The sequence below is a fragment of the Reyranella sp. genome, from assembly GCF_965228225.1.
Lineage (GTDB): Bacteria > Pseudomonadota > Alphaproteobacteria > Reyranellales > Reyranellaceae > Reyranella.
Map to the genome: position 1 here is coordinate 1404090 of NZ_OZ245801.1, position 12951 is coordinate 1417040.

The 12951-nt window shown below is 67.4% G+C and carries 13 protein-coding genes; 8 read left to right on the top strand and 5 right to left on the bottom strand.

The window, feature by feature from the left end; translation table 11 throughout:
• The first annotated feature begins 89 nt into the window (after window positions 1-89).
• The 3 genes from ACO07K_RS06785 to ACO07K_RS06795 are packed head-to-tail and all read left to right on the top strand — an operon-like array spanning window position 90 to window position 4167.
• Window positions 90-2867, top strand: a complete 2778-nt coding sequence (locus ACO07K_RS06785) for a glycosyltransferase (RefSeq protein ID WP_422035144.1) — start codon at window positions 90-92, stop codon at window positions 2865-2867.
• 53 nt (window positions 2868-2920) lie between these two features.
• Window positions 2921-3541, top strand: coding sequence for a class I SAM-dependent methyltransferase (locus tag ACO07K_RS06790; RefSeq protein ID WP_422035145.1), 621 nt, complete (start codon window positions 2921-2923; stop codon window positions 3539-3541).
• Window positions 3538-4167 carry an NUDIX hydrolase gene (locus ACO07K_RS06795; RefSeq protein ID WP_422035146.1) on the top strand — a complete coding sequence of 210 codons (630 nt, stop codon included), beginning with the start codon at window positions 3538-3540 and terminating at the stop codon, window positions 4165-4167. The genes ACO07K_RS06790 and ACO07K_RS06795 overlap by 4 nt, the downstream gene beginning before the upstream one ends.
• On the opposite strand, the gene ACO07K_RS06800 is transcribed toward ACO07K_RS06795, so the two are convergent.
• Both ACO07K_RS06800 and ACO07K_RS06805 read right to left on the bottom strand, forming a co-directional pair.
• On the bottom strand, window positions 4164-4616 hold the full coding sequence (locus tag ACO07K_RS06800; protein WP_422035147.1) for a MaoC family dehydratase: 453 nt from the start codon (window positions 4614-4616) through the stop codon (window positions 4164-4166). The two genes, ACO07K_RS06795 and ACO07K_RS06800, sit on opposite strands and share 4 nt — an antisense overlap.
• The gene (locus ACO07K_RS06805; RefSeq protein WP_422035148.1) at window positions 4613-5107 is read right to left on the bottom strand and encodes a GNAT family N-acetyltransferase; all 495 of its coding nucleotides are present in this window, start codon (window positions 5105-5107) and stop codon (window positions 4613-4615) included. Before ACO07K_RS06805 ends, ACO07K_RS06800 begins: the two co-directional genes overlap by 4 nt.
• A gap of 60 nt (window positions 5108-5167) precedes the next feature.
• On the opposite strand from ACO07K_RS06805, the gene ACO07K_RS06810 reads away from it, so the two are divergent.
• Entirely contained in the window at window positions 5168-6151 is a 984-nt protein-coding gene (locus tag ACO07K_RS06810; RefSeq protein WP_422035149.1) for a Bug family tripartite tricarboxylate transporter substrate binding protein, read from the top strand.
• On the opposite strand, the gene ACO07K_RS06815 is transcribed toward ACO07K_RS06810, so the two are convergent.
• Genes ACO07K_RS06815 through ACO07K_RS06825 form a run of 3 tightly spaced genes read right to left on the bottom strand, consistent with a single transcriptional unit; the run spans window position 6148 to window position 8242 of the window.
• Window positions 6148-7206: a YeiH family protein gene (locus ACO07K_RS06815; RefSeq protein WP_422035150.1), complete on the bottom strand. Its 1059-nt coding sequence runs from the start codon at window positions 7204-7206 to the stop codon at window positions 6148-6150. The genes ACO07K_RS06810 and ACO07K_RS06815 overlap by 4 nt on opposite strands.
• Window positions 7199-7420, bottom strand: a complete 222-nt coding sequence (locus ACO07K_RS06820) for a biotin/lipoyl-binding carrier protein (protein ID WP_422035151.1) — start codon at window positions 7418-7420, stop codon at window positions 7199-7201. The genes ACO07K_RS06815 and ACO07K_RS06820 overlap by 8 nt, the downstream gene beginning before the upstream one ends.
• 18 nt (window positions 7421-7438) lie before the next feature.
• Window positions 7439-8242, bottom strand: a complete 804-nt coding sequence (locus ACO07K_RS06825) for a hypothetical protein (protein WP_422035153.1) — start codon at window positions 8240-8242, stop codon at window positions 7439-7441.
• A 23-nt stretch (window positions 8243-8265) separates the two neighbouring features.
• Here ACO07K_RS06825 and ACO07K_RS06830 point away from each other — a divergent pair, with 23 nt between their 5' ends.
• From ACO07K_RS06830 to ACO07K_RS06845, 4 genes are read left to right on the top strand one after another with little or no spacing between them, the layout of a single operon-like run.
• A complete protein-coding gene (locus ACO07K_RS06830) occupies window positions 8266-8877 on the top strand; it encodes a DTW domain-containing protein (protein WP_422036636.1) in 612 nt (203 codons plus the stop codon).
• A 17-nt stretch (window positions 8878-8894) separates the two neighbouring features.
• The gene (locus ACO07K_RS06835) at window positions 8895-11051 is read left to right on the top strand and encodes a thiamine pyrophosphate-dependent enzyme (RefSeq protein WP_422035154.1); all 2157 of its coding nucleotides are present in this window, start codon (window positions 8895-8897) and stop codon (window positions 11049-11051) included.
• On the top strand, window positions 11044-12546 hold the full coding sequence (locus tag ACO07K_RS06840; protein WP_422035155.1) for an indolepyruvate oxidoreductase subunit beta family protein: 1503 nt from the start codon (window positions 11044-11046) through the stop codon (window positions 12544-12546). The genes ACO07K_RS06835 and ACO07K_RS06840 overlap by 8 nt, the downstream gene beginning before the upstream one ends.
• Entirely contained in the window at window positions 12543-12944 is a 402-nt protein-coding gene (locus ACO07K_RS06845) for a hotdog fold thioesterase (protein WP_422035156.1), read from the top strand. The genes ACO07K_RS06840 and ACO07K_RS06845 overlap by 4 nt, the downstream gene beginning before the upstream one ends.
• Window positions 12945-12951: the final 7 nt, after the last annotated feature.

The window sequence follows — 12951 nt, forward strand, 5'->3', positions numbered from 1 at the left end:
CGCAGGAGACATGCGACCGCGATCCCGAAGCGAGCGTCAACCACCGGCGGATTTGCCGGAGCGATCGTCCCTTTATGATGCGTCGGGGCTTGGTTCTACTCATCGTCGTTGCGGCCACGCTGGTCGGTTGGCGCCTGCTCGACAGCCGTTTCACGGCGGCCGACGTGGAAGGCCCGCTGCATGGGGTCACCTACGCCCCATGGGCGAAGGATCAGGATCCGCTGGCCGGCAAGGCAAGCGGTATCTGGAGTTTCCTGCGTACGGCGGTGAACGAAACCGCCACGCCGCAGATCAAGCCGCGCAAGGACCAGATCGAGCGCGACTTCGCGATGCTCGGCGGCAAGGTCAACTACGTCCGCACCTACCGCACGACCGATGGCGGCGATTCGATGCCGGCCCTGGCCGCCAAGTATGGCCTCAAGCTGGTTCCTGGCGCCTGGATCTACAGTCCGAACGAAGCCAAGCTGCAGTTCGGGCGCGAGGCGAGCGAGGTCAACGCCGAGGAGACCGGCGCGCTGATCCGCATGGCCAACCAGAACCCCAGCATCGAACGAGTCCTGGTCGGCAACGAAAACATCCTGCGCTTCGATGGCGAGAAGGATCTGCGCGACCCCAACGCCACCAGCCCCGCCCAACTCATCCGCGAGATCCGCAACGTCAAGCGCAACGTCAAGGTCCCGGTCAGCACGGCCGAGCCGTGGCACATCTGGGAGCGCTACCCTGAACTGGCGCGGGAGGTCGATTACCTCGCCGTCCACATCCTGCCCTACTGGGACGAACAGTCGAGCTCGACGCCGCTCGAATATGTGAAAGAGAAGATCGGATTGCTGCGCAAGCTCTATCCGAACAAGAACATCATCGTGACCGAGGTCGGCTGGCCGTCCAACGGCGCCGCGCGGCGGAGCCCCGGTTCGGGTGTCGTGAAGTATGCGACCCCCGCCGAGCAGGCCAGGAACGTGCGCGACATGGTGGCGTGGCTGCGCTCCCAGAACATCGACACCTTTGTCGTCGAGGCCGTCGACCAGCCCTGGAAGTCCTACGACCTCGAAGGCAAGGCCGGCGGCTACTGGGGCCTCTGGAACGCCGACCGGCAACAGAAGTTCGCCTGGACCGGTTCGATCGAGACCTTCCCGCAATGGTTCTCGTGCGCCGCCTGGTCGTTGGCGGCCTCGCTGCCGCTGATGCTGCTCTTCCTGTGGCGTTGGCCGCGGCTCGGCATGGCGGGGCAGGTGGGCTTCTGTGCCCTGGTGGCCCTGTCGGCGAGTGCCGTGGCCTACGGTGCGTCGGTTGCGGCCGGGACCTACATGGTCGCCTCCGAGATGGTGGGCTGGGGCGTGCTGGCGTTCTTCCTGGTGGCCAGCCTCGGCATGGCGCTGGTGCAGGCGCTCGAGATGGCCGAGACGATCTGGCGCGGCCGCTGGACGCGCGAGGCTCTGCCGGCGGCCGAGATGATCGCGTGCCAACCGGCGGACCGCGACTGGCCCAAAGTCTCGCTGCATCTCGCGATCTGCAATGAGCCGCCGTCGATGGTCATGCAGACGCTCGATTCGCTGGCCGGGCTCGACTACCCCAATTTCGAAGTCATCGTCATCGACAACAACACCAAGGATCCCGCGGTCTGGCGTCCGGTGCAGGATTACTGCGCCCAGCTCGGCGAGCGCTTCAAGTTCTTCCATTTCGACGTCATGAAGGGCTTCAAGGCCGGCGCCCTCAACTTCGTGCTGAGCCAGACCGCCCCCGACGCCAAGGTGATCGGCGTCATTGACAGCGACTACATGGTGCGGCCGGACTGGCTGAAGGCGCTGGTGCCGTATTTTGATGATGCCAAGATCAGCTACGTGCAGGCGCCGCAGGACCATCGCGACTGGCGCGGCGACCGCTTCAAGGAAATGTTGAACTGGGAATATGCCGGCTTCTTCGACATCGGCATGTGCCTGCGCAACGAGTACGACGCCATCATCCAGCATGGCACGATGACCCTGGTGCGCCGTTCCTGCATGGAGCAGATGGGCGGCTGGGCGACCTGGTGCATCACCGAGGACACTGAGCTCGGCCTGCGCCTGATGGAGAACGGCTATGGCGCCATGTACAGCCGCGAGCGCTTCGGGCATGGCCTGACGCCCGATCATTTCTCCGGCTACAAGAAGCAGCGCTTCCGCTGGGCCTATGGCGCCATGCAGATCATGAAGGCGCACGCCGGCAAGATGTTCTTTGGCGATACCAAGCTCACCTTCTGGCAGAAGTACCATTTCGTCGCCGGCTGGTTGCCGTGGTTCGCCGATGCGCTGAACCTGATCTTCACCTGGGCGGGGCTGGCCTGGGTTCTGGCGGTCGTCCTGCCGCCGCTGTTCGGCATGAAGCCGGTCGGCCTGCCGCCGGCCGAGTTCATCGCACCCACCATCGGCATCTTCGTGTTCAAGCTGCTCTATTCCTTCGGCCTCTATTTCGACCGCGTGCGCTGCACCTTCAGGCAGAGCATCGGCGCGTCCCTGGCGGGCCTGGCGCTGACCTATACGGTGGGTCGGGCGGTGATCTACGGCCTGGCGACCAGCCGTCTGCCGTTCATGCGCACGCCCAAGATGGACGAGCGTGCGACCTTGGGTATGGCCCTCGGCATGGCGCGCGGCGAGGCGATCCTGGCCGCGCTGCTGTGGATCGCGGCGGCAGTTCTGTGGTTCGGCAACGGTGTCGTCGACCCTGAAGCCCGGCTGTGGTCGCTGTTCATGATCGTGCAGTCTCTGCCCTACGCGGCCGCGGTCTATGTCTCCATGGTCAACGCCGTGGAGCAGATGCGGCATGCCGAACCGGTGTTCGAGGCGCCAGCCCCGGCGCCTGCGACAGAGCCCGCCCTGCAACCCGCGCAATAGGGAGCGGCTGCTTTTTCCTGTCGACCGGGAGAAGCGTCTGTTAGCGTTCCAACATGCCCCCGATCGAGACTCGTGACGACCTCGGCTCTCGCGCCGGCACTGCCCTTTTCCTGAAACGCTGGCTGCGCCGGCCGTTTGCGGTGGGAGCGGTCGTGCCGAGCGGCCGGCTGCTGGCCGAGGCGATGGCCAAGACGACCTTTGCGGAAATGAAGGGCCGGGACGGCCATGTCATCGAGTTGGGCGCCGGCACGGGCGAGGTCACCAAGGCGCTGCTGGCGGCGGGCATTCCCGCGGACCGGCTCGCCCTGGTCGAACGCGATCCCGAGCTTGCGTCCTTCCTGCGGCGGCACTTCGTCGGTCCCCAGATCGTCGAAGGCGATGCCGCGCGGCTGCCGAAGATTCTGGCGGAGCAGGGGATCGGTTCGGTATCCGCGGTCGTGTCGAGCCTGCCGCTCCTGTCGCTTCCTGCAGAGGTGGTGCGCGGTATCGTGGAAGGTGTGTTCGACGCCTTGCCGCGTGGCGGCGCGCTGGTCCAGTTCACTTACGGCCCGGCGCAGCCGGTGCCGCGCAACCTGTCCCAGGCGCTGCGGCTGGTCGGCACGCGCGGCCCGCGGATCTGGCGCAACATACCGCCTGCCGTGGTCTGGACGTTCCGGAGACCCGCCGGACTGTGAGCCCGATTCCCTTCGATGAGGCCTTGCGCGCCCGGGTCACGCAACATCTTGGCCGCTTCGACTTGCGCCGCCGCGTCGATGCCGGTGGCCTCAAGCGCGCGGCCGTGGCCATCGTCATCGCCGAGGGTGACGATCCCGGCGAGGCCGCTTTCCTGTTGACCCGGCGCACGCCGAAGCTGCGGGCGCATGGCGGCCAGTGGGCCCTGCCGGGCGGGCGCGTCGATCCCGGCGAGACAATCGAGCAGACGGCCCTGCGCGAATTGCACGAGGAGCTGGGCGTGTTGGCGTCCACCGACGATATCCTGGGGACGCTCGACGACTACCCGACCCGTTCGGGCTACCTGATCGCGCCGGTGGTGGTGTGGGCGTCCGGCGTGACGCTGATTCCCAATCCGTCGGAAGTGGCCGGCGCCTACCGGATCGGCTGCGGCGAACTTTTCCGCGAGGGCTCCCCCGAGATCGTGGCGATCGAGGAGTCGGACCGCCCGATCATCCGCCTGCCTCTACCCGTGGCGACGGTGAATGCCCCGACGGCGGCCTTGCTATTCCAGTTCCGGGAAGTGGCGCTGGCCGGCCGCGACACCCGGGTCGACCACTACGAGCAGCCGGTCTTCGCCTGGCGTTAGGCGGCCGTGCGCCGCTTGAGGAAGACCGTCGTCTCCTGTTCCATGACCTGTTCGCCCAGCTGGTTGATCGTGACCTGGCGCAGCTTTGCGATTCCGCGGTCCGGCCGGGAAGCCGAGGCCCGGAGCTGGACGATGTCGGAGACGACGCGCAGCGTGTCGCCGGGCCGGACGGGACGGGGAAACTGAACCTCGCCGATGCCGGGAGAGCCCAGGCTGCAGGCGCGGAAGATGCCGAGATCGAGCCACAGGCGCAGGGTCGCCGCCATCGTGTGGAGACCCGAGGCGATCAACCCGCCGAACGTCCATGTCGCGGCGAAGGCGGGGTCCGTGTGAAACGGCTGCGGATCCCACTGGCGCGCAAAGTCGATGATGGCAGCCTCGGTTATCGTCATGCCGCCACTGACGAAGCGGTCGCCGACCTTGAAGTCCTCGAAGAAGCGATCGGTCAAAGGACCAGCTCCATATATACGGTGCCGGGCACCGGACTGGGGTAATAGGGCGCGATCTCTGTGAAGCCCATCGTCCGATAGAGCCTGATCGCGGGCTCCATTTGGGGACCGATTGTGTCCAGCCTGAGACGTCGGTGACCGCAGGCGCGCGCTGCCTCGACGATACGTAACGCGAGCTCGCGACCGATCGAGTTTCCGGTCTCTGTGCGCTCCCGCCGGAAGTCCGGTCTGACATAAAGGCGCTTCATCTCGCCGGTGCCCGGCCCCAGCTGCCGCAGCGCCACGGTACCCGCCGGCGCACCCCCGGCCCGCGCCAGCAGCAGGGCGCCGCCCGGTGGGCCGTACTTTGCCCGCAAGTCTGCAAGTTCGGCTTCGAAACCCTGATAATCGAGGGAGAAGCCCAGTGAGCCGGAATATTCCCGCACCAGTTCGGCGATAGCGTCGAAATCCGCCGTATCGCGGGGCGGAGCGATGTGAATCCTGCCTGTCATGCGGTCATTTTCGGGGGCATGTGATACCCTGTCACCTCAAACGAACCGGGAGGCTCAGAAATGAATCCGACGCGTCGCCATGTCATGGCGTTCGCAGGAGCGGCGGGCGCAGCGCTTGCCGCTCCGGCCGTTGCGCAATCCGCATGGCCAAACAAGCCCGTGCGCTTCGTCGTGCCGTTTCCGCCGGGTCAGGCGGCCGACATTTTCGCGCGCCTGATGGCGGAGAAGCTGTCGGAGAAGTGGAAGCAGCAGGTCATCGTCGAGAACAAGGCGGGGGGCAGTGGCATCCCGGCCACCGAATACGGCAAGATGGCGGCCCCCGACGGCTACACGCTCATGGTCGTGTCGAGCGGCACCTTCGGCGTCAATCCCAGCCTCTATCCGGACCTGCCCTACAAGCCGCTGACCGACTTTCTACCGATCTCCAACATCTTCCTCGTGCCGCTGGTGATCGTGGCGCATCCCAGCCTGCCGGTGAGCACGCTCGCAGAGCTGATCGCGCTCGCCAAGAAAGAGCCGGGCCAGCTCTCCTACGCTTCCGCCGGTCCCGGCACCTCGCAGCATCTCGCCATGGAGCTGTTCAAGCTCAAGGCCGGGGTCGACATCGTGCACATTCCCTACAAGGGCAGCGGACCGGCGATGGCCGACCTGCTGGGCGGGCACGTGAAGCTGATGATGGACAGCACCGCATCCGCGCTCAATGCGATCAAAGACGGACGCATCAAGGCGATCGCCGTGACGACGTCGCGTCCCGCGCCGCCGCCGCTCGACAAGATTCCGCTGATTGCGGCCACCATCCCGGGCTTCAACGCTGCCGGCTGGTCGGGTCTCGCGGCCCCCGCACGCACGCCGCTCGAGATCGTGGCCAAGGTGAGCCGGGACATGCAGACGCTGCTGAACGACGAGGCTGTCATCAAGCAGATCGAGCAGCGTGCCGCGCTACCGGCCCCCGGCACGCCCATCCAGTTCGCCGAGTTCATCAAGAATGAAATCGACACCTGGGGCGAGGTCGTGAAGGCGACCGGCACCAAGCCGGGGAATTAGAGTCCCGCGGCTCGAAGGCCGTAAATCAGCCCGACGACCAGAAGGCCGACGAAGATCGTCTCGGTGATGAGCAGCATCACCGGGGCCATGCCGATGCGCACCAACGCCAGCAGCGACGTCTTCATGCCCAGCGCTGCGATGGCGGTGATGATCAGGAAGGCCGAGATCTGTCCGACCGCGTCGCGCACGCCAGCGGGAATGACACCCAGTGAGTTGAGCGCGGCGAGCGCCAGGAAGCCGAACAGGAAGACCGGGGGCGTCGGTCGCGCCGAGGTCTGCGGGCCGCCGCTCCTGGCGACCCACCAGGCAATGCCGGCAATGGCGGGCAAAAGCGCCGCTACGCGCAGCAGCTTGGTGATGATCGCGTCGCTCAGCACCTGCGGGCCCATGGTCTGGCCGGCGCCCGCAACCTGCGCCACGTCGTGGATCGCGCCGCCCAGGAACACGCCCATCTCGAACAAGGAGAAGCCCAGCACCTCGCGCAGGGTGGGATAGATCACCATGACCACCGTGCTGAGGAAGTTGACGCCCATCACCGTGAAGGCGAGGTCGCGGTCGGAGTTCTCGTGCTTGGGCAGCACGGCCGACGCGGCCATTGCCGCGGCCGCGCCGCAAACGCCCGTCGCGCAGCCGGTGAGCAGGCCCAAATTCTGGCTGAGGCCGAACAGGCGGGCCGCCCAGGCGCCGAACACGATGGTGCAGCCGACCGCCGCGATGGCCACGACGATGGGCAGCGCGCCGCCTTCGACGAGATTGCCGAGGGTCAGCCGCGCCCCCAGCAGCGCGACGCCGATCCGCAGCAGCGTGCGGCCCGCGAATTCGAGGCCGGGCTTCAGCACGGGCCTGGCCGACAGCGGCTGCAGGGCCATGCCGATCACCAGGGTCAGGATCAGCGGGGGCACCCAGACGGCGCCGAAGCGCAGCAGGCTCCTGGTGTCGGCATAGTAGGCGACGGCCGCGATGACGGCGCACAGGGCGATGCCCGGTGCCGAGCGGCGGAGATTGTCGGGAGCCCAGAGCTTGGCGAGGTCGGTGGCGACGGCGCTGTTACGCATCGAGCACGGCCACGAGCTGGCCTTCGCCGATTGCCTCGCCTTCGCTGACCTTGAGTTCCTTGATGACGCCCGCCTTGGGCGACAGGACCGGAATTTCCATCTTCATCGATTCGAGGATCATGATCTCGCCCTCGACCTCGATTCGATCCCCAACCTTGACCTGGATCTTCCAGACATTGCCGGCGATTTCCGACTTCACATTGACGACGGCCATGCCCCAAGCGTCTCCCGTTCAGCTTTGTCCCGACTTTTCCGCCAGCGTGCGCGCGAGTGCAAGCGCGGACCCGCCCACCCTCGCGCCGAGCCGGTATGCGGTTGTGTTCACATCTGAAATCGTTCCGTCCTGCAAGGTGGAGCGTCCGTCACCGATGCGGGCCGATTGCGCAGCGACTGCGAGGGCGGCGATCTCTTCCTTGTCGAGTTCGGGCAGCGCCAGCACCCCGCCGCGGTCGGCGCCGAAGCCCGCATCGTTGAACATCAGCAACAGCGGCCGGAACGGCGCCGTGGCCCTATAGGAGTTGAGTGCACCGTGACTTCCCGTCGCGACGATGCGGCCGCGATCCTCCGGCAGCAACAGCGTGGCCGAATCGGCGCAGACGGCGCCATCGATCTCATGGCGGCTTTCTCCCTTGGCAGGCGGCATCGAGTGCGGCCACGGCGCCTGCTTCAGCCGCTCAGCCGCCTCGCGGGCCGGCATGCCGGGCGCCACCCCGCAGGCCGCCGCGAGCCTGTTCGCGCGGCTGATGGTGCCGCGGGCCTGCAGGTCGGCGCCGTCGCCGATGCGGGCACTGTCCGTCGCCACGGCCGCCATCGCCATACCGAGACCGTCGGCATAGGCGAGGCCGCCGACTCCAGCCTCGTCCTTGCCGATCCCGGCGTCGTGGTGGATCGCGGCGCGGCAGCCGAACTTTGCCGACATGTAGGCGGCATACACGGCCGCGTGGCTGGCACCGATCACGACCGCGCCGTCCGCCTCGGGCGGCAGCTTGGTCACGCTATCGAACACGAGGACGGGAACGACGGGGCTAAGGGGCATCGCGCAACCCTAGCCGGGAGGCTATACCCTCGGCCATGTCGCAGACGGTGGACAACAAGGTTTCGATCCTGGTGCTGCAGCACCCGCAGGAGCAGGACCGCGTGCTGGGCACGGCACGCCTGCTCTGCGATTCGCTCGCCAATGGCCGGGTCGTGATCGGCCTGTCGTGGCGCAATCTCGCCCATGCGCTGGGGGAGGCGGCCGAGCCGCGCGACTGGGGCGTGCTCTACCTCGGCTCGACCCAGACCAAAGGCCAGACGAGTCCGCTGGTCGCCATCGATGGCAAGGGCCAGCCGCTGCCTGACCAGGAAGCGGCGCGCGCCGGCTTGAAGGGCTTGATCGCCCTCGACGGCAACTGGGCACAGGCCAAGGCGCTGTGGTGGCGCAATGCGTGGCTGACCAAGCTGCGCCGCTTCGTCGTGGTGCCGGACGGTCCGTCGCTCTACGGCGACCTGCGGCGCGAGGCGCGGCCCGACGCGGTCTCGACCCTGGAGGCGGTGGCGCTCTCGCTCCAGGTCCTCGAGGGCGATGCTGCAGTGCGGGAGAAACTCCTCGTGCCGTTTCGCGCCCTGCTGGCGAAAGCGCGCCAAGAGGGTGTGCGGGATTCCAAACGGGATCGTCGCGTCCGCCGTTAGTCCCTATACTTCCGCCCATGCTCGACCAGCCGGCGGCCCAACTTCCCGTTTCCCAGCGCACCAATCCCGAGCGCTCGTTCACCGAGGAGGTACGGGCGCTCAGGCTGGGCGACGGCGAGATCTTCCGGGGCGAGGGGATTCTCGCCGTCACCAAGGCGATCCTCCAGTCGGGCGTTTCGTATGTCGGCGGCTACCAGGGCGCGCCGGTCTCGCATCTTGTCGACGTGCTGGTCGAGTCGCAGGACCTGCTGGATGAACTCGGCGTCCATCTCGAGACCTGCACCAACGAATCTTCCGCCGCGGCGCTGCTCGGCGCCTCCATCAACTACCCGATGCGCGGCTGCGTCACCTGGAAATCGATCGTCGGCACCAACGTGGCAGCCGATGCGCTCTCCAACCTCGCCTCGCCCGGTGTGATCGGCGGCGCGCTGATCGTGGTGGGCGAGGATTACGGCGAGGGCGCCTCGGTCATCCAGGAACGCACGCAAGCCTACGCTTTGAAATCTTCGCTCTGGCTGATGGATCCGCGGCCTTCGCTGCCGACCATCGTGCGCTGCACGGAGAAGGCCTTCGAGCTTTCCGAAGCCACCAACACGCCGGTGATGATGGAGCTGCGTATCCGCGCCTGCCACGTCACCGGTGAGTTCGTGGCCAAGGACAATGTGCTGCCGGCTATTTCGCGCAATCTTCGGCTCGCCGAACCCGCGGCCCACAACTACGACCGCATCTCGCATCCGCCGTCGACCTATGCGCATGAGAAGCTCAAGGTCGAGGTCCGCCAGCCCGCCGCCGAACGTTTCATCGTCGAGCACGGGCTGAACGAACATCTGCCGGGCGAGCGGTCCGATCTCGGCATCATCGTGCAGGGCGGCATCACCAACGTGCTGCTTCGCGGCCTAGACCGGCTCGAGGTCGAGGGCAGGATCCCGACCCTGGTCCTCAACGTCACGCACCCGCTGGCGCCCGACCAGATCGCCGACTTCTGCAAGGGCAAGCGCGCCGTGCTGGTCGTCGAGGAAGGCGCGCCCGACTATATCGAGCAGGCCATTCACGTCCTGCTGCGCAAGCGCGACATCGATACCAGGATCTACGGCAAGGACGTGCTGCCGATGGCCGGCGAGTACACCGCCGAAGTGGTGACCGAGGGCCTGCTGAAGTTCTTCGCCCAGTCGGCCAATGACATCGACCTGAGCGGCCCGCGCGAGCGCTTCGAGGCGGCCCGTGCCGGACGCGCCGAGGCGCAGCGCCTGCTGGGCGGGCCGCTGCCGCTGCGTCCGCCGGGCTTCTGCGTGGGGTGCCCCGAGCGGCCGGTCTTCTCGGCCATCAAGCTGCTCGAGCGCGAGGTCGGCAAGGTCCATATCTCGAGCGACATCGGCTGCCACTCCTTCGCGACCCTGTCGCCTTTCAATCTCGGCAATTCGATCCTGGGGTTCGGCATGTCGCTGGCGGCGGCCGGCGCGGTGGCCCCGGTGATGCAGAAGCGCACCATCTCGGTGATGGGCGATGGCGGCTTCTGGCACAACGGCCTGCTGAGCGGCGTCGCCTCGTCGATGTTCAATCGCGGCGACCGCGTGCTGGTCATCATGCAGAATGGCTACACCTCGGCCACCGGGGCACAGTTCATTCCCAACACGTCCGGCAATCGCCGCGACGGCGAGACCACGTCGGACATCGCCGCCACGCTGAAGGCGATGGGTGTCGGCTGGCTGCGCACCATCCGGACCTACAATGTCGGCACCATGCTCGAGACGCTGCGCGAGGCGATGAGCACCGACGACAAGGGCCTCAAGGTCATCGTGGCCGACGGCGAATGCCAGCTCGCGCGCCAGCGCCGCATCCGGCCGCAGATCGCCGCCCAGCTGAAGCGCGGCGAGCGGGTCGTGCGCACGCGCTATGGCGTCGACGATGAGGTCTGCACCGGCGACCATTCCTGCATCCGTCTCTCCGGTTGCCCGTCGCTGGTGGTGAAACCCAGCTCCGATCCCCTGCGCAGCGATCCGGTGGCCAGCGTCAACAACGGCTGCGTGGGCTGCGGTCTGTGCGGCGAGGTGGCCGATGCCGCCGTCCTGTGCCCGTCCTTCTACAAGGCCGACATCGTTCAGAATGCGACCTGGTGGGATCGCCTGAAGTGGAAGGTGCGTTCTAGAGTGATCGGGGCGATGGCGGGTGCCTAAGCCCATCACCATCCTGATCGGCGCGCTGGGCGGCGATGGTGGCGGCGTGCTGTGCGACTGGATCGTGTCGGCGGCGCAGAGCCGGGGGCTTGGCGTTCAGGCGACGCAGATCCCGGGCGTCGCGCAGCGCACCGGCGCGACGACCTACTATGTCGAGGTGATGCCGCCAGGCGCCGCCCCGTCGTCCGTGCTGGCGCTCAATCCGGCGATCGGCGAGGTCGATGTGGCTCTGGCGACCGAGCTGCTGGAAGCCGGCCGCATGATCTTCAACGGCTTCGTGACGCCCGACCGCACGACCCTGATCGCCTCGACGCATCGCGTGCTGGCGATCGGCGAGCGCATGGCGATGGGCGACGGCAGCTTCGACGTCGGCCGGCTGCTGCGCGCGGTGAAGGAGCGCAGCCGCGAACAGATCCTGTTCGACATGGACCAGGCCGCCGAGGAATCCGGCGGCGTCCTCAACGCGGTGCTGCTGGGGGCACTGGCAGGCTCGGGTAAACTGCCGATTCCCGACGGCGCCTTCGAAGCCGCGATCCGGCAGGCCGGCAAGTCGGTCGACACTAACCTGGCGGCCTTCGCTTTCGGCCGCGGCCATGCGCGGGGCGAGCTTGAGCAGGCCGTACGGGAGCATCGCAAGCGGCAGACGGCGGTGCAGGGCGCCGAGGACCTGATCGAGCGCGCACGCCGAACCTGTCCGGCGACGAGTCTCGATGTCGTGGAGGAGGGCATTCGCCGGCTCGCGGCCTATCAGGACCGGCGCTATGCCACGCTCTATCTCGACCGCCTCGACACGATCCAGGCGCTGGGCTCAGCCGATCTGCTGCGCGAGGTGGCGCGCCATCTCGCCGTCCGCATGTCGTTCGAGGACGTGATCCGGGTGGCGCAGGCCAAGACTTCGGCCGATCGGTTGGCGCGTGTGCGGGTCGAGGTTCGTGCGAAGGATCACGAGCCGCTCGAGGTCACCGAGCATTTCAAGCCGGGCATCGAGGAGATCGCCGCCCTCCTGCCGCCGCTGCTGGCGCGGCGCCTTTTGGATTGGGGGCAGCGAACCGGGCGTGTCGGCAAGACCTACTTCTCCATGCACGTGCGCACGACGACCATCCTTGGGTTCGCGCGGCTGCGGCTCGTCGCCGGCCTGCGCTGGTGGCGGCCACGCACCTCCCGCTATGTCGAGGAGCAGGCCGAGATCGAGCGCTGGCTCGGGCAGATCCGTGCCGCCGCGCCGCTGGGGCTCGACCTCGCGCGTGAGATCGCGGAATCGGCGCGCCTCATCAAGGGCTATGGCGACACCCACAAGCGCGGCCTCGACAGCTATCGCCGTATTGCCGACGAGGTGATCGCACCGGCGCTGGCCGGCCGGATGACGCCGCGCGCTGCGGCCGACGCCGTCGCCAACGCACGCGTTGCGGCGCTGGCCGATCCTGAGGGCGAATCGCTCTCAAAGACTTTGGCCGCCATCGCTGCGGCGATGCCGCTGCGGCAGGCGGCAGAATGATCGACGTCTCTGCACTGGCGCGGCGGGATGCCTTCACCCGCACTCTCGGCATCGACTTCGTCGAGGCCTCGCTCGGCCGGGCCGTGACGCGTATCGCGATCGAAGAGCGTCACCTCAACTTCAACGGCGTTGGCCATGGCGGCCTGACCTTCACGCTGGCCGACGCAGCGTTCGGCTATGCCTGCAACTCGCAGGGCGTCGTCTCGGGCAGCATAGATGCCCACATCGTCTACAGCGTGGCCGTGCGGCTGGGGGACGTGCTGACCGCCACGGCGGTCGAGATATCTCGCTCCAGCAAGGCCTCGACCTACCGCATCGACGTCGTGCGCGGCGACGGCAAACTGGTCGCCGCGATGACCGGCACCGCCCTCATCAGCGGCAAGCCGGTCGTAGTTTGAAGCTGTG